At 69.6% G+C, this 20,367-nt stretch carries 19 protein-coding genes; 7 read left to right on the top strand and 12 right to left on the bottom strand.

Features of this window, described 5'->3' with window-relative positions:
• From IM660_RS05335 to IM660_RS05325, 3 genes are all read right to left on the bottom strand, one after another.
• Entirely contained in the window at positions 1 to 1,287 is a 1,287-nt protein-coding gene (locus tag IM660_RS05335) for a Na/Pi cotransporter family protein (RefSeq protein WP_246465156.1), read from the bottom strand.
• 166 nt (positions 1,288 to 1,453) lie between these two features.
• Complete coding sequence (locus IM660_RS05330; RefSeq protein WP_193498356.1) at positions 1,454 to 1,801, bottom strand: hypothetical protein; 348 nt, start codon at positions 1,799 to 1,801, stop codon at positions 1,454 to 1,456.
• A 97-nt stretch (positions 1,802 to 1,898) separates the two neighbouring features.
• Positions 1,899 to 3,443: an MFS transporter gene (locus IM660_RS05325; RefSeq protein WP_193498355.1), complete on the bottom strand. Its 1,545-nt coding sequence runs from the start codon at positions 3,441 to 3,443 to the stop codon at positions 1,899 to 1,901.
• A 121-nt stretch (positions 3,444 to 3,564) separates the two neighbouring features.
• Between IM660_RS05325 and IM660_RS05320 the strand changes: the two genes are divergently transcribed.
• Positions 3,565 to 4,113, top strand: coding sequence for a TetR/AcrR family transcriptional regulator (locus IM660_RS05320; protein WP_193498354.1), 549 nt, complete (start codon positions 3,565 to 3,567; stop codon positions 4,111 to 4,113).
• Between the two features lie 31 nt (positions 4,114 to 4,144).
• Here IM660_RS05320 and IM660_RS05315 read toward each other — a convergent pair whose 3' ends face one another.
• The 4 genes from IM660_RS05315 to IM660_RS05300 form a co-directional block, all read right to left on the bottom strand.
• Entirely contained in the window at positions 4,145 to 4,795 is a 651-nt protein-coding gene (locus IM660_RS05315) for an SDR family oxidoreductase (RefSeq protein ID WP_193498353.1), read from the bottom strand.
• 53 nt (positions 4,796 to 4,848) lie between these two features.
• Positions 4,849 to 5,220 carry a nitroreductase/quinone reductase family protein gene (locus IM660_RS05310; RefSeq protein ID WP_193498352.1) on the bottom strand — a complete coding sequence of 124 codons (372 nt, stop codon included), beginning with the start codon at positions 5,218 to 5,220 and terminating at the stop codon, positions 4,849 to 4,851.
• Positions 5,221 to 5,308: 88 nt separating this feature from the next.
• Positions 5,309 to 5,959, bottom strand: a complete 651-nt coding sequence (locus IM660_RS05305; protein ID WP_193498351.1) for a response regulator — start codon at positions 5,957 to 5,959, stop codon at positions 5,309 to 5,311.
• Positions 5,956 to 7,290: an ATP-binding protein gene (locus tag IM660_RS05300; RefSeq protein WP_210769080.1), complete on the bottom strand. Its 1,335-nt coding sequence runs from the start codon at positions 7,288 to 7,290 to the stop codon at positions 5,956 to 5,958. The genes IM660_RS05305 and IM660_RS05300 overlap by 4 nt, the downstream gene beginning before the upstream one ends.
• 158 nt (positions 7,291 to 7,448) lie before the next feature.
• Here IM660_RS05300 and IM660_RS05295 point away from each other — a divergent pair, with 158 nt between their 5' ends.
• Complete coding sequence (locus IM660_RS05295; RefSeq protein ID WP_193498350.1) at positions 7,449 to 9,194, top strand: PspC domain-containing protein; 1,746 nt, start codon at positions 7,449 to 7,451, stop codon at positions 9,192 to 9,194.
• Positions 9,191 to 9,538, top strand: a complete 348-nt coding sequence (locus IM660_RS05290) for a hypothetical protein (RefSeq protein WP_193498349.1) — start codon at positions 9,191 to 9,193, stop codon at positions 9,536 to 9,538. Before IM660_RS05295 ends, IM660_RS05290 begins: the two co-directional genes overlap by 4 nt.
• Before the next feature lie 36 nt (positions 9,539 to 9,574).
• Here the strand turns inward: IM660_RS05290 and IM660_RS05285 are convergent, their stop codons facing one another.
• The 3 genes from IM660_RS05285 to IM660_RS05275 form a co-directional block, all read right to left on the bottom strand.
• A complete protein-coding gene (locus IM660_RS05285) occupies positions 9,575 to 10,759 on the bottom strand; it encodes a glycosyltransferase (RefSeq protein ID WP_193498348.1) in 1,185 nt (394 codons plus the stop codon).
• A 41-nt stretch (positions 10,760 to 10,800) separates the two neighbouring features.
• Positions 10,801 to 12,384, bottom strand: coding sequence for a glutamine-hydrolyzing GMP synthase (guaA, locus tag IM660_RS05280; RefSeq protein WP_246465155.1), 1,584 nt, complete (start codon positions 12,382 to 12,384; stop codon positions 10,801 to 10,803).
• 76 nt (positions 12,385 to 12,460) lie between these two features.
• On the bottom strand, positions 12,461 to 12,865 hold the full coding sequence (locus IM660_RS05275; RefSeq protein WP_193498347.1) for a DUF3817 domain-containing protein: 405 nt from the start codon (positions 12,863 to 12,865) through the stop codon (positions 12,461 to 12,463).
• Between the two features lie 43 nt (positions 12,866 to 12,908).
• Here IM660_RS05275 and IM660_RS05270 point away from each other — a divergent pair, with 43 nt between their 5' ends.
• Positions 12,909 to 13,706, top strand: a complete 798-nt coding sequence (locus tag IM660_RS05270) for a hypothetical protein (RefSeq protein WP_193498346.1) — start codon at positions 12,909 to 12,911, stop codon at positions 13,704 to 13,706.
• Between the two features lie 18 nt (positions 13,707 to 13,724).
• Here IM660_RS05270 and IM660_RS05265 read toward each other — a convergent pair whose 3' ends face one another.
• Positions 13,725 to 14,537 (bottom strand): SURF1 family protein, encoded by an 813-nt coding sequence (locus IM660_RS05265; RefSeq protein ID WP_193498345.1) that lies wholly within the window; start codon positions 14,535 to 14,537, stop codon positions 13,725 to 13,727.
• Between the two features lie 132 nt (positions 14,538 to 14,669).
• On the opposite strand from IM660_RS05265, the gene pta reads away from it, so the two are divergent.
• From pta to IM660_RS05250, 3 genes are all read left to right on the top strand, one after another.
• Entirely contained in the window at positions 14,670 to 16,736 is a 2,067-nt protein-coding gene (gene pta / locus IM660_RS05260) for a phosphate acetyltransferase (protein ID WP_193498344.1), read from the top strand.
• Entirely contained in the window at positions 16,736 to 17,965 is a 1,230-nt protein-coding gene (locus IM660_RS05255) for an acetate kinase (protein ID WP_193498343.1), read from the top strand. The genes pta and IM660_RS05255 overlap by 1 nt, the downstream gene beginning before the upstream one ends.
• 115 nt (positions 17,966 to 18,080) lie before the next feature.
• Positions 18,081 to 18,578, top strand: coding sequence for a GNAT family N-acetyltransferase (locus IM660_RS05250; protein WP_193498342.1), 498 nt, complete (start codon positions 18,081 to 18,083; stop codon positions 18,576 to 18,578).
• A 49-nt stretch (positions 18,579 to 18,627) separates the two neighbouring features.
• Here IM660_RS05250 and IM660_RS05245 read toward each other — a convergent pair whose 3' ends face one another.
• Positions 18,628 to 20,259: an HNH endonuclease gene (locus tag IM660_RS05245; protein WP_193498341.1), complete on the bottom strand. Its 1,632-nt coding sequence runs from the start codon at positions 20,257 to 20,259 to the stop codon at positions 18,628 to 18,630.
• Positions 20,260 to 20,367: the final 108 nt, after the last annotated feature.

Here is a 20,367-nt window from a genome sequence, read left to right as displayed (position 1 = left end):
TCAGAAGATGGTGGTGGCAGCGATCAACAGGCCAGGAACAACGACGAACACCCCGAGCACCCACACCGCGGCGAAGGACTTGTTCTCCGCCGATCGGCCGGCCAGCCAGGTGGCGCCCTTGATCGGGATGGCACGCAGGAACGGGATCCCGAAGATGACGGCCGTGGCGGTCAGGTTGAACAGCAGGTGCACCAGCGCGACCTGCAGTCCGAGGGCGGCGTCGACCCCGCTCAGACCGAGTGCCGCCAGCAGCGCGGTCGCGGTGGTGCCGATGTTCGAGCCAAGCGTGAATGGGTAAATCTGACGCAGTGTGAACGTGCCCGAACCGGCAAGCGGGATCATCAGCGATGTGGCCGTCGAGGACGACTGCACGATCGCCGTCACCACGGCTCCGGAGGCGATGCCACTGATCGGCCCGCGGCCGATGGCGCCATGCAGGACCCGCTTGGCCTGACCGACCATCAGGACCTTGAGCACCTTCCCGATGAAGGTGATCGACAGGAGGATGAGCGCCACGCCGACGGCGATCATCACCAGTCCGCCCCAGGGTGCGGCCAACGGCTCCGTGAGCGAGCCGACGAGACTCTCCAGCGGCGCTGTTGCCGCACCGACGACGTCCACGCTGTCGGTGTCGACCCCGCCCACCCCGGTGAGTGCACCAGCAAGCCACCCGGATACGCGCTCCAGGAAGCCTGTCGCGATCTCCAGCGGCAGCAGGATGAGCACGGCGAGGAGGTTGAAGAAGTCGTGCACGGTCGCGGCGGCGAAGGCACGCCGGAAGTCATCCTTGTTGCGGATCATTCCGACGCTCACCAGGGTGTTTGTGAGCGTGGTGCCGATGTTGGCACCCATGATGATCGGGATCGCGATCTCCAGCGGCAACCCACCCGCTGCCAGACCCACCGTGATGGAGGTCGTGGTGGAGGAGGACTGGGTGGCCGCAGTGGCGAGCACGCCCACCATGAGCGCCACGATCGGGTTGCTGGCGAAGCCGAACAGTGCTTCGGCCTGGCCGCCGGTGGCCGCTTTGAAGCCGGCCCCGATCACTCCGACGGCGGAGATCAGGACGTAGACCGAGACGACGACGGAGAGCCAGTTGACGACCGACCGCGCTCGCCCTTCAGCGATCAGTGAGTCGAACGGCCCGCGGAGCGGACTCTCAGCGACCGTGTCGGCGCTGATCTCGCCCGCAGTGAGGACCGTGGTGCCGGCGACGGGGGTCTCGGGGTCTGAGGTGACGATTCGCTCGGGCTGCTGGTGGCTCATCTCGCCAATCCCGTCAGTCATGGGCACGGTCCAAGTCAACCGGTGCCAAGGGGGTCAGCGCGCCGGCAAGACAGGGAACGTTAGATGAACATCAGGTGAACATCAGGCAAAGTGTGGCCAGGGTCTCATCTATCGGCTCCGGGCAGGCCGGATGCGCCTTGGCGACCGCTCGTGACCACGCGACTTCTCAGCTCCAGAGCACCGCGATGGCGACATTGAGCGTGGTCAGACCCGCGATCCCCCCGAGGTATCCGCGGGTCACCTTCTCGCTGTTGCGGCCGCCGTAGATGACCATGCCGGTCACCACCAGCGCGATGATGAGCTTGACGCCGATCTTGATGTTGTTGGGCTCGTTGCCTGCCACGCCCGCCGAGGCCAGGCCAACCATGACGATCCCGGCGACCAGCGCCGTCAGGATGCCGTGCAGCATTCCCTTGCTCAGCTCGGCGCTACGCATGCCATAGATCGCCCCACCGAGCACCATCGCCCACCCGATGAGGTGGAGAACCAACACAATTCCGTACACGATGTCCATGATTCTGACACTACGTCAGAACCGGTTCGTTCGCGAAATTGCTCGTCGATCTGGTCGACCAGATCGACGAGCAATTTCGAGGGTGGGGCTCGAACCTTCACCTGGCCCGGCGTAGCGCGCCGACGGCGATCCCAGCCGCGCCGAGCACGAGCACGCAACCAATGAGCGACGTGAGCCAGATCCCGGAGGCGAAGGCATCCTGAGCCGAAGCCACCAAGGCCTGCGCCTGCTCGGCCGGAAGCCTGCCGGCCACCTCGACCGCACCACCGAGGGTCTCGCGGGCCGCCGCCGCATCCCCACCAGCCACACCGTCCGGCACGACCACCGAGCGGGTATACGCACTGGTCAGCAAGCCGCCGAGGATCGCCGTCCCCAGCACCGATCCCACCTCGTAGGCAGTCTCGGAGATGGCCGAAGCCGCCCCTGCCTTCTCCGCCGGGACCAACGACAGGATGAGATCGTTCGAGAGCGTCTCGGCCGCCCCGATCCCGATCGCCACCATCGCGAAGGCCACACCGAGCAGCGTCAGGTCAGCCGATCCCAGCGCCACCAGCAGGTACCCGCTCGCCGACAGCAGCAGGCCACCGGTCACGATCACCACCGGGCGAACCCGCCGCGCCAGCCGAGCAGCCAGCAGCCCCGCCAGGACCATCCCGAACACCCCGGGCAGCAGCACCAGACTGGCCCGCATCGGCGCGAGGCCGTGCACGAGCTGCAGATCCTGGGAGGCGAAGAAGAGGAAGCCGACGAGCGCGACCACCGAGAGCAGGTTGATCAGCACCGCGCCGGAGAATCCACCGCGCCGGAACAGGTCGAGCTCGATCATCGGATGGCGCACGCGCCGCTGCCGGCGCACGAACGCCGTCAATAGGCCCAGCCCGACGGCGAAGGTTCCGAAGGCGACAATGCTCGCCCCATCCTTGGCGAAGGTCTTGACCCCCAGGACGAGCGCCACCATCCCGGCCAGGACCACCAGCACCGACACCGCATCGACCGGCTGGGCGCGCGGGTCGGCCGACTCGGGAACGAACAGCGGCGCGAGCACGAGCAACGGCACCAGCACACCTACCGCGAGCAGGAAGACCGACCCCCACCAGAAGTGTTCGAGCAGGAAGCCGCCGACGATCGGCCCCAGCGCGGCCCCTCCCCCGAAACCAGCACCCCAGACGGCGATAGCCGTCCGACGTTCCTGGCGATCGGTGAAGATGTGACGCAGCAGCGACAGGGTCGATGGCATGAGCATCGCCCCGAAGAACCCGAGTAGCCCACGCGCGGCGATGAGGGTTGCGGCCGTGGGCGCGTAGGCAGCGCCGACTGAGACGAGCGCGAAGCCGGCGGCACCGATCAACAGCATGCGCCGCCGTCCGAATCGGTCAGCTGCCGCGCCCATGGGCACCAGCAGTCCCGCGAGCACGAGTGGGTAGATGTCGATCACCCACAGCAGCTGGGTGCCGGTCGGCTGCAACGCTTCGCTGATCTGCGGGAGCGCGAAGTTGAGCACGGTGTTGTCCACGGCGACGAGCAGTACCGGGAGCATCAGCACCGCCAGGGCGAGCCACCGGCGCCGACGCGAGAGCGGCGTGACCGGCACGACCGTGCGGTCGTGACCTGGATCGACCTGGGGGTCGAACGTGAGCGACATGAATGACACCTCCCGGGCAGCGCGGGTCGGCAAGACCGGCGATCGGACGAACATTCGTTACTGTACCGGCTGGACGGTTGAGTGACGAGTGATCTCCGACACCTGGCGTACCCTGATCGGCATGCCGCCACCCCCGGCAGCACGCGCGAAGGTGCTGCACGCATTCGCCGAGATCCTCGTGACCCAGGGTGAGCGGGCCGCCACACTCGACGCCGTCGCCGATCGCGCCTCCGTCTCCAAGGGAGGCCTGCTCTACCACTTCCCGTCCAAGGACGAACTGACCGAGGGCCTCGCAGACTTCTTCGGCGACTTGGTCGCGGCCGACACCGATCGGATGCGCAACGCTGAGGCAGGTCCGGTCGACTACATCGTGCGCACCTCCGCACGCGCCGACTCTGAGTTCGAGCTCTACTACGCGGCGATCGCCATCCTCGCGCGCGGAGCACACCAGAGCGCCGCACTTGCGTTGGTGCGCGCCCAGGACGCCTGGCGGGAGACGCTGGCCGGCGCCGTTCCTGACGCACTGGTTGCCCGTGCGTTGATCTACATCTGCGACGGCCTCGCCGCCGACGCCGAGGTCAGGCGAGCCGCAAGCGTCGATCCGCTCGCAGACTCCGAGGTGGAGAGACTGGTGGAACTGGCACAGGAACTCGCCACCCGGGGCCGGTGAGGCGACCTGACCACACCCGGTTCACGGGCGTTCAGCCGACGACGGAGTCAAGCGCCTCATCGATCGGCACTTGGCCACCGACGAACGGAACCGAGACACTCACCGTGTCGGCCCGCTCGAGCACCCGGGCCGCAACCGCGGCCACGTCCTGACGCGAGATCTCGCCACGCTCCTGACTGAGGGCGATACGCCCGCTACCCGGCTCGTCGGTCAGCCGGCTCGGCTGCAGGATCGTCCAGTCGAGGGCGGTCGCGCGCAGATGCTCGTCGGCCGCCGCCTTGGCCTCGGCGTAGGGGAAGAAGGCGGAGTCCTCCGGAACCCCGTGGTCCGGGCCGGCACCGAGGTAGGAGACCATCACGAAGCGCAGGATCCCGGTGAGCTGGGCGGCGTCCATGGTGCGGATCGCGGCATCTCGGTCGACGGCGTAGGTGCGGGCCGGGTTGCCCCCGCCGACGCCGGCGGACCAGACGATCGCGTCGTGACCGGCAATCGCCTCGGCGATCTGAGTCGCGCTGAGATGCTCGACGTCGGCCACGAGGGCCTGCGCCCCGGTCGCCTCGACGTCAGCCGAGTGCTCGGGGTTGCGGATGATCGAGGTGACCTCGTCTCCACGGTCGGCGAGGATCTTCGAGAGGAGGAGGGCGATCTTGCCGTGCCCTCCGATGATGGCGATGCGACTCATGACCTCCACGCTACCTCGACGTCTGCGGCGGCTCGCCCTGGACGAGTCGCCGGTCAGCGCTGGACGAGGTCCATGCGCAGGAAGTCACGCAATCGCAACACCGACGGCGGCGGAGAGATCTCCTCCGGCACGTCCGCCCAGACCTCCTCACCCACCACCCGTGGAGCCGTCAGCTCCACCTCGCGCCCGTCCACAACCAGACGGGCGCGGCCGGCCGCGAGCACATTGCGCACCCAGTCCGACTGCAGTCCGTAGACCGGTACGAAGAGATAGCCGCCCGGGACGGGATGAGCATCCATGGGCGTGCGGTACTCCGCACCGCTGCTCCTGCCCTCGTGCACCAGCACGGGCCACTTCCCCCGGGCGATCGCCCGGGGATTGAAGAAGCGCTTGTTGATCTGTCCCCACCAACGAGGCATCGCCATGTCAGGACTCCCTTCAGCACTCACCACCTTGCCTTACGGGTGTAAGTTAGTCAAGGATGCCCGGGAGCCACGGTCGCGCTGGTGCTCGTCAGAGCAGCCGCCGCACCGCCGCCCACCGCGTGAGCTCGTGCCGCGAGCTCAGCTGAAGTTTGCGCAACACGGCCGAGACGTGTGTCTCGACCGTCTTGATCGAGATGAACAACTCACTCGCCACCTCCCGGTAGGTGAAGCCCCGGGCGATGAGGCGCATCACCTCCTGCTCCCGAGCGGAGAGCCGGTCGAGCTCGTCGTCGGCGACGGCCACATCGGTGGCCGCAGTACCGAAAGCATCGAGCACGAATCCCGCGAGTCGTGGCGAGAACACGGCGTCCCCGCCTGCCACGCGGCGGATGGCGTCCGAGAGATCGCTTCCGGCGATCGCCTTCGTGACGTATCCCCGCGCACCGGCCCGAATCACCGAGACCACGTCCTCCGCGGCATCCGAGACCGAGAGCGCCAGGAAGCGCACATCGCCCAGCAGATCGGAGCACTGACGGAGAACCTCGGCGCCACCGCCGCCCTCACCGCCGGGCAGGTGCACGTCGAGCAACACCACGTCCGGTCGCTGCTCATGCACCGTGGCCACGGCCGAGGGTACGTCGGCGGCCTCACCGACCACCACGAGGTCGTCTGCCAGTTCGCTACGGACCCCGACGCGCACCATCCGATGGTCATCGACCAGAACTACCCGCAAGCTCATGTCGTTCCTCCCGTACCTTGGCCGTCGCCATCAGAATCGTCGCCGCCGGAGCCGGAACTGCCCGAATCCGTCCCACCCCAGTCTTCTCGCACCTGATGTGGCATCCGCAGGCGCACCTCCGTACCCCTGGTGCTGTCGCTGCGGATGTCCGCACTACCCCCGTGCCTGTGCATGCGTCCGAAGATCGAGTGCCGCACCCCGTGCCGGTCCTCGCTCACCGAGTCGACGTCGAACCCCTCCCCGCGATCACGGACGTACACCTCGGTCGCCTTCTCCCCGACCTCGACGTAGATCGAGACCGGAGGGGCACCGTGCACCACCGCGTTGACCATCGCTTCCCTCGCCGCCGCCGTGAGCGCAGCCGTGCCCGAGTCAGGCACCGCATCCCCGGCCGTCACCACATCGATCTCGGAGCCGTGGTGGTCCTCAACCTCACCAGCGGCCTCGCGTAGCACCTGCGCGATCGACTCCCCGGGCTCGGGCCGGTCCGCATACAGCCAGTCCCGCAGCTCGCGTTCCTGCCCCCGTGCCATCCGGCGCACGAACGCCGGATCATCCGCCCGGGCGCGAATCAGCGAGAGGGTCTGCAGCACCGAATCGTGCAAATGTGCGGCAATGTCAGCACGCTCGGACTCACGTGCCCGCGCGGCCCGCTCAGCCACCAGGTCGCGCCACAATCGCAGACCCAGTGGAGCGAGCACGAAGGCCGTGCCTGCCAGGATGGCCAACCCAGCCAGCACACCGTTGACCACGTCACCGAGCGGCTTGCCGCGGGCCACGAAGATCACTACGCCCAGCAGCGCCAGCGCCACCCCTCCACCCACGCGGAGCAGCACTGACGTCCGTCGCACCGGCTGCCCCGTGCGGCGCTGCCGCTCGGTCACTTCGATCTGGCTCCATGCCAACGCAGCGCCGGCTACCAGCACGACCACAGGCAGCAACCAGGCGCCGCCGAACCAGTCCTGCACCTGGCTGGCCAGCAGAAGTGCTGCCACCAGCAGGAGGACGGCACCAATCACCAGATCGGATCCGCGAGTGCTGGCCGTCACGGCACGCAGTCGCGGCACCAGCCGGGTCAGCTTGGTGGGCCGGGCCTGCGCCGCCGCCTCCTGCGGGTCCCCGCCCGGCACCGTGAGCGCGAACCAGGCGTAGAGCACAGCCCCGGCACCGAACACCAGTGTGAGGATCACGAAGAACCACCGGACGGCGGTCACGGGCACGGCCAGATGCTGCGCCAGTCCGGCGCTCACCCCGAGCAGGAGCCGGCCCTGGACAGGCCGACGCAACGGGACCGCACCACGGTGCGTCCTCGGAGTCTCGGCCTGGGTCACAGCAACATCGTGGCACGCGGCGGCGCTCACAGACGCCCGTGGCCCAGCACCTCAGGGGCAGATCAGGGTTGCGACCCGGTCCGGACCTGGCCGATTCAGGGGTCGTTCAGGGTGTCCCCCGATACCGCCCGAAGCCGTGGAGGAGTTGACTCGTGGTCATGACTTCGAACTTCTCTGCCCCGCAGCCTCCACAGGCAGCGGACAGCTTCTTCGACTCGCTGCGACGCATCGGCATCTCCCGTACCGATGACCGCTGGATCGGTGGTGTGGCCGCGGGCCTGGCCCACCGGCTCGGCGTCGACCCGCTGATCGTGCGGGGGGCTCTGCTGCTGGTGACGTTGTTCGGCGGGCTGGGCCTGCTGCTGTACGGCCTGGCCTGGGCACTCCTGCCCGAGCGGTCCGATGGCCGGATCCACCTGCAGGAGGCCTTCCGCGGGCGCTTCGACGCCGCGCTCGCTGGTGCGATCGTCATGGTGATCATCGGCTTCTCCCGGGCCGGCTTCTGGTGGAGCGGCTGGGATGGACTGGTGTTCAGCGTCGGGCTGATCGCACTGATCGCCCTAGCCGCCGTCGTGGTGCTCGCCATCCAGCAAGGCCGCCGGGCAGGCCCGTCAGAACCCTCGGGTGGCCCCGCCACCCCATTCCATGACAGCGCAGGCTCGCCTCCTCCCCCGCCGGAAAGAGGCCCGTCGCCCGCCACGGCCCCGGGCAACCAGCCATCGTCAGCCCTGACTGTCCCATTCGCGGCAGCAGGCAGCCAGGCGGTCCCCGCGCCTGCGACGGTCGATGGGCAGCTCTCCGGCAGCGCGTCCGAGGGCGGTGCGTCCGAAGGCGGTGCTGAGAGCGACAGCACGGCGGGGGAACCAGCCAAACCGCTGCACGAGACTTCCGGCACCGACGATCAGGACGACCCGGCCGAGTCCAGCCATAGCGATGACACCCACCAGAGCGATTCGACCGAGAGCGATCCGAACGACACCATGAGCACCACCCACGACGACGCCACCGCGCAGTCTCAGCACCCGGGCGGCCCCGGTGGCACCACTGAGTCGATCCCGCCAACCCCGCCAATCCCGCCGGCCGGTCCGCCACAACCGCCCACTCCCCAACCGGCCCCTACCCCTCCGCCACCGCCGAAGCCCCGCGTTCCTGGGCCCGGGGCCACCCTCGTCCGTGTCACCCTCGGCCTGATCCTGCTCGTGATCGCCCTCCTGCTCGCGGCCGACTACACCGGCCTCAGCAGTGCATGGATCGATCCGTGGGCTGGTGCCATCTCCGGCAGCGGCTGGAGCGTGGAACTACTCGCGCTGGGTTCCGCCGTCACGCTCTTCGGCCTCGGCGCAGTGCTCGCCGGACTGATGGGACGCCGCTCCGGCAGCCTCGGAGTGCTGGGGACCCTGGCGGCCTTGGTCGCCGTCCCGATGGCGCTGGCGCACTCGGCGGACGTCGTGCACCGTTTCGACTGGAACGACTCCACCGCCTACAGCGACGAGACGTGGCGCCCGGGCACCGCGTCCGAAGCTGCCGACGGTTTCGACGAGCTGGCAGGCGGTGCACTCCGGGTTGACCTCCGTGATCTCGAGGGGATCACGGTGACCGATCCGGTGGAGGTCGAGATGGGTGCGGGCCAGATCATCGTCCAGGTGCCCGAGGGTATGCCGATCAGCATCGAGACCTCCGTCACCGGTGAGATCAGCACCCGGAACCTCGACGGCTGGACGGCGCAGGTCGAGGGCCGGTCCTCCCAGACAGTCGACGGTGAGTTGGACTACGGCTGGCGCTTCGGCGGGAACCGGGAGATCACCCTGAACTCTCCGGAGTCCGAGTCGCCGGAGGGTGTCGAACCCCTGCGGCTGGAGGTCGATCTCGGATTCGGCGAGATCGTGATCGAGGAGCGGTCATGAACACCGACCGGAGCACTCCGATGAATGCCGAGCAGCAGGGCGCACACCCTCAGGAGTACCTCATGAACCAGAATGTCGAGCACGAGGAGACCGTTCCGATGTCGTCCACCAGCACTGTCGAGTACAACGGCGCCGCGACGCCGGAGCCCGCCCGGGAGGGCACGCGCCTGCGCACCGTCGTGTGGGGTCTGGTGCTGATACTGCTCGGAGCGGTGGTGATCGCGATCGGCCTGGGTGCACGCCTCGACCCAGCCACCGTGTTCATCGGGATCCTGGCGATCGCAGGAGCGACCCTGCTGGTGGGGGCGCTCGTCTCCGCCGCACGTGGTCGCCCCAAGAACTGACGGCCCACGAGCTGACGGATCGGGGAGTCCGCATCCTCATCCCGAGCCCGGGAGGCCCACCGCCTCCCGGGCTCGTGCGTAGACGCGCTCGGCCCGCCCGATGACGTCGGCCCAGGACATCGGCGGCGGTTCGGAGCTGTTGTGGCTCCGGATCCCGGCCAATTGCTCCCGATCCTCGGCGAGGCGCACCAGCGCCTGGGTCGCCGCCTCGTCCCCGCGGACGAGGAACCCCTCGCGTCCATCCTCGACGAACTCGCTCACCCCGGTCCCTGCCTGCGCCACGACGGCCAGGCCTGCAGCGCGCGCTTCCAGCGCGGCGATCCCGAACGCCTCCAGCGTGGATGAGGTGAGGAAGACGTCCTGGTCCCGGTACAGGGTCGGCAGTGTCGGCCGCGGGACGCGGCCGAGGACCGTCACCACCTCCTCGGCCCCCGCAGACGCCACCTCGGTGCGCACCCCGTGCTCGGCGGGCCCACCCCCGGCCACGGTGAGGTGGATGCGCGGGCGACCTGCGCCGTCGGGCCCGAGCTGCTCGGCAGCCTCGATCACGGTGCGCACCAGTGGCACGGCACGTTTGCGCGGCGCCAGCCGTTGCGTGGCCACCACCCGCAACGGTCCGCTCCCCGACGGCGGCCGCTCGCCCCGGGCGGCCACCGCTCGCCACGGCGTCAGGTCCAGTCCGTTCGGGACCACGCTGACGTCCGTGCGGCCCAGCGCCGCGGCCACACGTTCGGCCGCCACTCCGCTCACAGCGCTCAGTGCAACCGGAGCCTGCCGCCAGCCCATGGCCCGGGATCCCAGTGCGAGGAGGGGCTCCACGCCGTCGAGCATGCAGTGCCAGGTGAGGGCCACAGGCAGGCCGAGTGCCCGTGCTGCACGGGCGCCGTCGTAGGCAAACGGTGAGACGACGCCCGCGTGCACGTGCACCACGTCCGGGTCCAGCACCTGCAGGGCGCGTCGCACGAGGGCACGTCCGCGTGGGTGGACGGGCAGGCCGAAGGTCATCGGTGAGGCCATCCGGTGCAGGCGCACCCCGGAGGCCTGGGTCACCGACTCGCGATACCGGCCCACGGTGGACTCGGTGCCGGCCTCAGCCGCGGTCGCGGTGAGCACGTGCACGGCATGGCCGCGCTGGACCTGGTGCGCCGCCAGATCCTCCACCTGACTCTCGATGCCGCCCACGCGCGGGGCGTAGCAGTCGGAGACGTGGACGATACGCACGATGCGCTCCCTCCGCTCGTCAGCTCATGCCACCGGGACGTTCACTCCCACTCGATGGTGCCCGGCGGCTTACTGGTCACGTCCAGCACCACCCGGTTGACCTCGGCGACCTCGTTGGTGATGCGAGTGGAAATACGCGCGAGCACGTCGAAGGGCACGCGGGTCCAGTCCGCCGTCATGGCGTCCTCGGAGGAGACCGGGCGCAGCACGATCGGGTGACCGTAGGTGCGGCCGTCGCCCTGCACCCCCACCGAACGAACGTCAGCAAGCAGGACCACCGGGCACTGCCAGATCTCCCGGTCCAGCCCGGCGGCAGTCAGCTCGGCCCGGGCGATGGCGTCGGCCGCGCGCAGTGTCTCCAACCGGTCTGCGGTCACGTCACCGACGATCCGGATGCCCAGCCCTGGCCCGGGGAACGGCTGACGCCAGACGATCGCCTCCGGTACCCCCAGCTCGAGCCCGACAGCACGGACCTCATCCTTGAACAACGTGCGCAGGGGCTCGATCAGCTCGAACTGCAGGTCCTCCGGGAGCCCGCCGACGTTGTGGTGAGACTTGATGTTGGCCGCGCCCTCACCGCCGCCGGACTCGACCACGTCCGGATAGAGCGTGCCCTGGACAAGAAACTTCACGTCCTCGCCGTGCTCACCGGCATCGGCGACCACCTCCCGCGCGGCCTGCTCGAAGACCCGGATGAACTCCCGGCCGATGATCTTGCGCTTCGTCTCGGGGTCACTCACCCCCGCGAGCGCACTGAGGAATCGCTCGGAAGCATCCACCACCTTGAGGTTCACGCCGGTGGCCGCGACGAAGTCCTCTTCGACCTGCTCAGCCTCACCGCTGCGCAGGAGCCCGTGATCGACGAAGACGCACGTGAGCTGGTCACCGATCGCCCGCTGTACGAGGGCAGCAGCAACGGAGGAGTCCACACCTCCGGACAGACCACAGATCACCTTGGCATCCCCGACCTGGGCGCGGATCGCGGCCACCTGATCGGCGATCACGTTGCCCGCCGTCCACGAGGCCTCGAGGCCGGCGGCCCGGTACAGGAAGTTCTCCAGCGCCTGCTGTCCCCGCTCGGAGTGCTTGACCTCGGGGTGCCACTGCATCCCGTACAGGCGGCGCTGGTGGTCCTCGAAGGCCGCCACGGGGGATCCGGGCGAGGTGGCGAGCACCTCGAACCCCGCCGGGGCCTCGTGCACCGCATCGCCGTGGCTCATCCATGTGGTCTGTGCTTGCGGCGAGCCGTGCAGCAGCGTGCCCGCCTCGTCCACCGTGACGGTCGTGCCGCCGTACTCGCGGGTGCCCGTGTGGGCGACGGTACCGCCGAGCGCCCGCGCCATCGCCTGGAAGCCGTAGCAGATGCCGAGCACCGGCACCCCGGCCTCGAACAACGCCGGGTCCACCGCGGGCGCGCCGTCCGCATAGACCGAGGCGGGCCCGCCGGAGAGGATGATCGCGGCCGGGTCTTTGGCGAGCATGTCCGCCACCGGCATGGTGTGGGGCACGATCGCGGAGAACACGTCCGCCTCGCGCACACGGCGGGCTATCAACTGCGCGTACTGGGCGCCGAAGTCGACGACGAGAACGGGCCGGGGCAGGGCAGGATCGGTGGCGGCACTCACCCGAGAAGGATAGTGGCCCCACGGGCCCGCTCGAACCTCCGGGGCCGGCGCCAGTGGCCGCGCCTCGGCAGAGGACTCAGCTCGCGCTCTGGCGCGCCTGAAGCGTCTCGGTGACCCACCGGCCGGCCTTCTGCTCCATCACGAAGGAGAGCACCGGGATCACGCCACCGGCGATGAGCAGCACGATCCGGCCGAAACTCCATCGCATCCGGCTCCACAGGTCGAAGACCGTCACGGCGTAGACGACGTAGATCCACCCGTGCACGAAGGCCACCCACGATCCGATCACCGGGCGCGCACTGCCATCGGCGTCCACCCCATTGACCTGCACCACGTACTTCAGCAGCATCTCCAGGCACAGCAGCAGGAGCATCCCGCCGGTGATGAACGCCATGATCCGGTAGCGCGTGAACGCCCCGCGGTCACGCATGTCCTGAGCATCAGCAGTGGTGGCGTTGTCCATGGCCTCCGAGTCCGTCATGATCACAGTCTCTCACCGTCGCCGCCCCGCTACCGTGGACCCCGTGCCTTCCCGTCGCGCTGCCACCGCCTGCCTCGTCGCGGTCATCGCCGCTGCCACCATCGGGCTTGCGGCCTGCCAGGAATCCGATCCTGAACGCACCGCCGCACTCGAGGCCTGGCACGCGGACCTGACGGCCTGGGAGGCCGAGCAGTCCGCCGCGCTCGCTCCCAGCCTCGTCGAGTCGGTCGACCTCACGCCCGGTCCGGCACCAGCGCTCACCCCCGTCTGGCCCGGAAGCGAGAGTCAGGACCCGGCGACAGCTGACGCGATCAACGCCGCCTGCACCACGCTGACCTCCTACGCCGAGCAAGCAGACCTCGCCCCCGGACCACCCGCCGTCCCGGCCGGACTGGAGCCGACAACGGCCGAACGTGAACAGTTCGAGACCGCCCAGGCCGCCCTGGCGGGTCTGCGCGCCGGACTGTCGGAGCCGTTGTCAGCCATCCGCAGGTATTGCGGCACCGCACCGACGCTCATGACCGCTCACGCCGGAGCCGACCTGGCCGAGGCGAACCAGGCGGTCGCCGACGCGCTACGGGTGCAGTGCCCGGTGGCCGACCTCGCGCAGGTGTGCACGGCCACGATCGACGCGGCCGAGAACATGGCGGCCGACCCCGCGGATGCCGCACGTATCCGGACCGACTGGAGCTCCGCCGTCGCCGGCTCGGGGGTCGAGGAACTCGCGGGCCTCGGCCCGCAGGAGGTGGAGCAGACCCTCGCCGAGCTGGTGGCCTCACGCGCCGACGGCGCAGCCCAGCGGGTGCACGAGGTCGCCACCGAGTTCGAGGCCACCTGGTAGGGCCCGCCCGGCACGCCGTCAGGCGGGAGCGCTCTCCTGCCGCAGGTGGCGCACCTCGTCGCGCACCATCCGCCACCACAGCACCAGCGCGAACCCGCCGAAGATCCACCACTCGGCGGCGTAGGCGAGGTTGCGCACGTTCAGCCCACCGTCGGGGATCTCGGGCGGGCCGACCGGGGTGGGGACGTCGGCTGAGGCTGAGTCCCCTGCACCGGTGAGATCCGTAGCTGCCAACCGCAGGTGCACCGCGTAGGTGGGCTCGTTCCAGAAGTTCACCAGCTGAGCCGGGCTCACCGACTCGACCACCGCACCGGTGCCGGCCGAGGGGTCGATCCCTCGTTCAGCGTGTTCCGGACTGGCGAGGAACCCAATCACCTCGACCTCACCCGGGGAAACCGCGAGCGCCGCCTCGTCGGTGCTGGGCACCCATCCGCGGACTACCGGCAGCAGCGCGTCGTCCTCGCTCACGCGTAACGCCGAAAGCACGTAGTACCCGAGCTCGCCTTCGTACCCGCGGCCCTCCACGAAGACCTGCAGGTCGGGCTCCCACTCGCCGGCCACCTCGACCCGCTGGCCGAGCTGCTCCTGCGTCAGCCCCTCCCCCAACCCCAGCACGTCCGCCAGCGGCAGCGCCGGTCCGTTCTCGCGGGCCGAGGCGGCCACCTCGGCTTCCTGGTTGCCCCGGATCTGGGCGCGGTCCAACTGCCAGGCACCCAGGCGGATGCACAGCGCGGCCCCGGCGAGCAGGATCACCAGGATCCCGAGCAGTCGCGGACGGGTCGCTGCCCGGATCCAGTCCGACAGCCCGCCGGCGCGTCCACTCGCACTCACCCGTCCAGAATACGCACCGCGGCACGGTGCCGCGGTGAGCACCCGGGACGAAGGACCCTGCCCCGGGAGCCGCCCGCGCCGGTAGCGTGGGCGAGCACGGGCAGGCTTCAGCAGACAGGAGACGAGCGGCTCATGGTGACCAGTGTCTACGTGACGTCACCCGAAGGGCACACCGGGAAATCCTCGGTCGCCCTCGGACTGCTGGAATCCTTCGTCCGGCGAGTCGGCCGGGTCGGGGTGTTCCGCCCGATCACCCGCGGCGACGCCGACAGGGACTCGGTCGTCGAGCTGCTCCTCGCCCACGACGGTGTCGACCTCACCTATGACGACTGCGTCGGCGTCTCCTACGACGACGTGCACGCCGACCCCGACGGCGCACTGGCGACCATCGTGCAGCGCTACCACCACGTGGCCGACCGGTGTGACGCCGTCGTGATCGTGGGCTCGGACTACACCGACGTGGCCGGGCCGACCGAGCTCGCGTTCAACGCCCGGGTGGCCGCGAACCTCGGTTCGGCGGTGGTCCTCGTGGTCTCCGCGGTGGATCGCGAGGCGGGTGATGTGCGGCAGATGGTGGACGTGTCGGCGGCTGAGCTGGCCGGAGCGCACGCCTCGCTAGTGGCGGTGGTCGCGAACCGGGCGCGGCCGGAGCACATGGCTGAGATCGGGGCGAACCTCGCTGACCTGCCGGTGCCGGCGTGGGTCATGCCGGACGTGCCGCTGCTGGCAGCGCCGAGTGTGCGGGATCTGATGCGGGCGACCGGCGGCACGCTCGTCACAGGAGACGATGAACTGCTCGATCGTGAGGCCGAGGAACTGATCGTCGGCGGCATGACGATGGAGCACATCCTCCAGCGCCTCTCCGACGGGGCCGTGGTGATCGTGCCGGGTGACCGGTCCGAGGTGATCCTCGCGCTCGTCGCGGCACACGCCGCCGAGAACTTCCCCTCACTGGCCGCGCTGATCCTCAACGGCGGGTTCGCTCCGTCGGAACAGACCACCCGGTTGATGGACGGTCTGCGTCAGCGGCTGCCGATCATCACCACCGATCTGGGCACGTTCGAAGCCGCCAGCCGCGCAGCCCGGACACCGGGGCTGCTCTCCACCGGTTCCCAGCGCAAGCTCGACCTTGCCCGATCCACATTCGAGCAGGCGATCGACTCCGAACGGCTGCTCGACGCCGTGGATGTGCCGCGCAGCACCGTGGTGACGCCGCTGATGTTCGAGCATGAGCTGCTCGAACGCGCCCGCGCGGACCGCAAGCACGTGGTGCTGCCCGAAGGTGAGGACGACCGGATCCTGCGGGCGGCGAGCACGCTGCTGGCGCGCGAGGTGGCGGCCCTCACTCTGCTCGGCGACGAGGCCACCATCCGCGCCCGGGCCAGTGAGCTGGGCCTGGACCTGACGGCGGCGCGGGTGCTCTCCCCGAAGGATCCCGAGCTGCGGGAGCGCTTCGCCCGCACCTACGCCGGGCTGCGCGAGCACAAGGGCATGACGGTCGAGCGCGCCCGCGAGATCGTCACCGACGTCTCCTATTTCGGCACCCTCATGGTCTACGAGGGCCTCGCCGATGGCATGGTCTCCGGCGCCCGCCACACCACGGCGCACACGATCAAGCCGTCCTTCGAGACGATCAAGACCGCTGAGGGGGTCTCGATCGTCAGCTCGGTGTTCTTCATGTGCCTGACCGACCAGGTGCTCGTGTACGGCGACTGTGCGGTGAACCCGGATCCGGACGCCGGGCAGCTCGCGGATATCGCGATCTCCTCGGCGGCGACCGCGGCACAGTTCGGGGTGGAGCCGCGGATCGCGATGCTCTCCTACTCCACGGGCGAGTCCGGCAGCGGCGCCGATGTGGACAAGGTGCGGGCCGCGACGGCCGAGGTGCGACGGCGGAGACCCGACCTGGTGGTGGAGGGGCCGATCCAGTACGACGCCGCCGTGGACGCCGAGGTGGCACGAACGAAGATGCCGGACTCCCAGGTAGCCGGCCGGGCCACCGTACTGATCTTCCCGGATCTGAACACCGGCAACAACACCTACAAGGCGGTTCAGCGCAGTGCTGGTGCGGTGGCCGTGGGGCCGGTATTGCAAGGCCTGCGCAAGCCGGTCAACGACCTCTCCCGGGGCGCACTCGTGCAGGACATCGTGAACACGGTGGCGATCACCGCCGTCCAGGCACAGGGCGAGGAGGCGTGATGGGCACCGCGGGCGAGCCCAGGACGGCGCAGCACGTCCTGGTCATCAACGCCGGCTCCTCCTCGCTCAAGTACCAGGTGGTGGACGCCGCCTCAGGTACGGCGCTCGCCTCGGGGCTGGCGGAGCGGGTGGGTCAGACCGGTGCCGTGGGGCACCTGCGCCATGAGGTGGGCGAGGACGTGCACGAACGCGAGTTGCCGCTGCCCGACCATGGTGCGGCAATGGCGGCCATGCGGGAGGCGTTCGAGGCGTTCGGCCCAGAGCTCGCGAGCGCGAATCTGATGGCGGTCGGGCACCGCGTGGTGCAGGGAGGACCGGAGTTCAGCGCCTCGGTGCGCATCGACGCCGAGGTGGTGGCAGCGATCGAGGACGTCTCGGACCTGGCACCGCTGCACAACCCTCCCAATCTGGCCGGGATCCGGGCAGCGCAGGCCACTTTCGGCGACCTGCCCCAGGTTGCGGTCTTCGACACCGCCTTCCACCGCTCCATGCCCGCCCACGCCGCCACCTACGCTCTCGACCGGGAGATCGCCCAGGCTCACCGGGTGCGCCGATACGGGGCGCACGGCACCTCGCACCAATACGTCGCACGCACCGCTGCAAGGGAACTGGGCCTGGCACCGGAGTCGGCGAACCTCATCGTCTTCCACCTTGGCAACGGCGCCTCGGCCACGGCGGTGGCAGGCGGCCGGTCGGTCGACACGTCCATGGGACTCACGCCGCTGGAGGGCCTGGTGATGGGCACCCGCACTGGGGACATCGATCCTGCGGTGGTGTTCCACCTCGCGCGGACGGCCGGGATGAGCATCGACGAGATCGACACGGTGATGAACCGGCGCTCGGGGCTGCTGGGGCTCGCCGGCAGCAACGACATGCGCGATGTCGTGGACGCTGCCGAGCACGGCGACGACGACGCCCGGCTTGCACTGGACGTCTACTGCTACCGGCTGCGCAAGTACATCGGCGCCTACACGGCCGCGCTGGGCCGGGTGGACGCCGTGGTGTTCACGGCAGGTGTCGGCGAGAACAGCGCGCCCGTCCGCGCCGGCGCCCTGCGCGGTCTGGAGAACCTGGGGATCATGCTCGACGAGGCGGCCAACAAGAGCGTGCGGCCGGGAGCGGTCTCGTGCATCTCGGTGCAGGACTCCCCGGTGACAGTCCTCGTGGTTCCCACGAACGAGGAATGGGAGATCGCGCGAGAAGCCGCGAGGGTCGTGCAGGCGATCTGAGCACAGCCGCGTTCCGGCACGTCCGAGACCTCAGGCCCTCGACGCGAGCCGCTCGCGAGCGCCCGCTGGTGACAGAGATCACACCCACTTACCATGGGCCTACGGAGGTGACCAGATGAGCCAGAGCCAGGTCACGGTGTTCCTGCGTCCGGTGGAGGATGCCGACCTCGACGCCTTCTTCACTCAGCTCCGCGACCCGGAGGCAGCTTCCCTCGCCGGCGACACCTTCGAGGACCCGAACGAACGGCAGGCGTTCAACGCTCACTGGCGCCACCTGCGCGCGGACGAGACCGCCGACGTGCGCACGATCGAGATCGACGACGATGACGAACGCCGCGTGGTCGGCCATATCCGTGGCCGCTCGGAGTCGGACGAGCACCGGGTCTCCTTCTGGATCGACCGCGCCTACTGGGGGCGCGGGATCACCACGAAAGCTCTTGGCGCCTTCCTGCAGGAAGTGCCGCACCGTCCGGTGACCGCCCGGGTCGCGCGGCACAACGCGGCAGCGATGGTGGTGCTGCGTCGGAACGGGTTCCACCTGGTCGGCGAAGAGAGTGGCTACGCCCCGGACCGGGGCCGGGTGGTCGACGAGCTCGTGCTGCGGCACAACTGAAGAACCGGGGCGTCCCGGGTCCCTGGTCCTCATGACTCACCCGCATGACTCACGCTGCCACGGGTGACCCCCGGACCCGGCCCGCCGATGTGAGCGTCGGTGGTCCGGCGCCGGCATAGGCCTCCTCGAGCTCACGGGCGTAGGCAGCGGCGCGTTCGTCTGCACGGTTCAAGAACGTGCCGGCCGCTGAGCCTGGTGGTCGAAGGGTGCGGGCGAGTGCGAGCGGTGGAAGCACGGACCCGGGCAACCGAAGCGGCGTGGTGAATCCGGGTGGCCGGGGCGGCCGAGAAAGGTAGGCATGCCCGGTCGGCGTCGTCGTCTGCACGCGATGGCCGCCGCATGCGGTGTCGGCGAACCGGGATCCATGTGGCGGCCCGCCCCGCACGCCTTCACTTCCACCCGCCACGTCGTACTCGGCCCGCGCCGACCATCCCGGGGCAGTCTTGGCGTAGTTGCACGCCTCGCACAGGCCTTGCAGGTTCGACTCCTCGGTCGGCCCGCCGCCGGCGTGGTCGGTGACGTGATCGATATGGCGGATCGGTGCGTCGCACCACGGCGTCCGGCACGTGCGATCGCGGGCCCTGATGAAGGCCGCCAGCCCCGCCGGAGCCCGACGGGCACGTGACTGCATCGCCACCAGCTCCCCGCTCGCGGGCCGAGTGAAGAGACGACGGACCCACACGCCCACCCCGCGCGTCTCGTGCGACCGTCTTCGAGAGGCATCCACTGCCCCACCCTGTTCCGCAGCCCGGGCGACGAGTTCCCGAGCCCATCGCGAGGGCACGGTTCCGTACTCATTCACGTGCGCGGCCTCGTCGGCTCCGTCCAACAGGGCCCGGTCACTCATCACCACCTGCACCTGGATCGGGACATCCTCAGCACGGGCATGCCCCGTGACCCGTTCGACCAGGGTGTCGGCCATCAGTTGAGAGGTGCTGCGTGGATCACCTTGGGCGTTCAACTCGTCCGCTCGACGGGTCAACGCCGCGTATACGGCCACTCCCTGTGCCACCGGGACCAAGGCCGTCACCTGCGCCATGACGTCCGGCGCCGGCCGGATGGTCACCCGCCGATCCGCCTCAGCCTTGGCCGCCCTTCGCACCAACGCCGCCTGGTCCAGCTGAGTCGTCAGGGCACGCGCCTCGGCAACGAACCGCTTGTCTCCCCACCCGGCGAACCGCTCGGGATCAGCACACAGTTCCGCGTCGAATGCCGCCCGGTCCTCGACGCTCAGACATGCGGACTCCCGCACCAGCAGGGTGGCGCGCCACTCGCTCAGCTCACCGCCTGCCAGCGCCGCCATCGTGTGCGGCATCTCGTTCACGAGCGCCTTACCCATTCCCAGGTACTGGCCGCCCCGCACCGGCGAGACCCGGCGGGCCAGCGCCACCTGCGTCGCCACCCCGGCCCCCTGCTGCTCGGGCGGGATTCCCACCCCTGCCCGCTCCGCACGGATCGAGGCATCCAGATCTGCCGACAGCCGTGCCTGCACCGCCGCGACCGACCCGGCCAATTCCTCCAGCTCCCGTAGGAGATCCACGCGCCCGGTGTTACCCAGAGCGGCGAGATCGGCGCTGGTAGCCGCAGACCTCAGCCCGGACCGAATCGACCGAACCGCAGCCAGCACCACGGACGCACCGGGCGCCTCGCCCGCCTCGGTTGCCGCAGCCGTCGATCTCATGGTCCACACCCTGCCACCGAGCACTGACATTCACTCTGACCTGCGGGAACGGCAAGAAGTGAGGACCTCGCTCCCCCGCAGCCGTCAGCCTCGAAGATCGAGTCAGAA

It is taken from the genome of Ruania alkalisoli, assembly GCF_014960965.1.
Lineage (GTDB): Bacteria > Actinomycetota > Actinomycetes > Actinomycetales > Beutenbergiaceae > Ruania > Ruania alkalisoli.
This window is presented reverse-complemented; position numbering and strand designations above follow the sequence as displayed.

Bases quoted from the DNA above. Each gene is read 5' to 3' on its own strand.
- IM660_RS05315 (WP_193498353.1), bottom strand. From the start codon at position 4,795: ATGAGTCGCATCGCCATCATCGGAGGGCACGGCAAGATCGCCCTCCTC.
- IM660_RS05330 (WP_193498356.1), bottom strand. From the start codon at position 1,801: ATGGACATCGTGTACGGAATTGTGTTGGTTCTCCACCTCATCGGGTGG.
- IM660_RS05325 (WP_193498355.1), bottom strand. From the start codon at position 3,443: ATGTCGCTCACGTTCGACCCCCAGGTCGATCCAGGTCACGACCGCACG.
- IM660_RS05275 (WP_193498347.1), bottom strand. From the start codon at position 12,865: ATGACGGACTCGGAGGCCATGGACAACGCCACCACTGCTGATGCTCAG.
- IM660_RS05250 (WP_193498342.1), top strand. From the start codon at position 18,081: ATGAGCCAGAGCCAGGTCACGGTGTTCCTGCGTCCGGTGGAGGATGCC.
- IM660_RS05310 (WP_193498352.1), bottom strand. From the start codon at position 5,220: ATGGCGATGCCTCGTTGGTGGGGACAGATCAACAAGCGCTTCTTCAAT.
- IM660_RS05335 (WP_246465156.1), bottom strand. From the start codon at position 1,287: ATGACTGACGGGATTGGCGAGATGAGCCACCAGCAGCCCGAGCGAATC.
- pta (WP_193498344.1), top strand. From the start codon at position 14,670: ATGGTGACCAGTGTCTACGTGACGTCACCCGAAGGGCACACCGGGAAA.
- IM660_RS05245 (WP_193498341.1), bottom strand. From the start codon at position 20,259: ATGAGATCGACGGCTGCGGCAACCGAGGCGGGCGAGGCGCCCGGTGCG.
- IM660_RS05290 (WP_193498349.1), top strand. From the start codon at position 9,191: ATGAACACCGACCGGAGCACTCCGATGAATGCCGAGCAGCAGGGCGCA.
- IM660_RS05305 (WP_193498351.1), bottom strand. From the start codon at position 5,959: ATGAGCTTGCGGGTAGTTCTGGTCGATGACCATCGGATGGTGCGCGTC.
- IM660_RS05255 (WP_193498343.1), top strand. From the start codon at position 16,736: ATGGGCACCGCGGGCGAGCCCAGGACGGCGCAGCACGTCCTGGTCATC.
- IM660_RS05295 (WP_193498350.1), top strand. From the start codon at position 7,449: ATGACTTCGAACTTCTCTGCCCCGCAGCCTCCACAGGCAGCGGACAGC.
- IM660_RS05320 (WP_193498354.1), top strand. From the start codon at position 3,565: ATGCCGCCACCCCCGGCAGCACGCGCGAAGGTGCTGCACGCATTCGCC.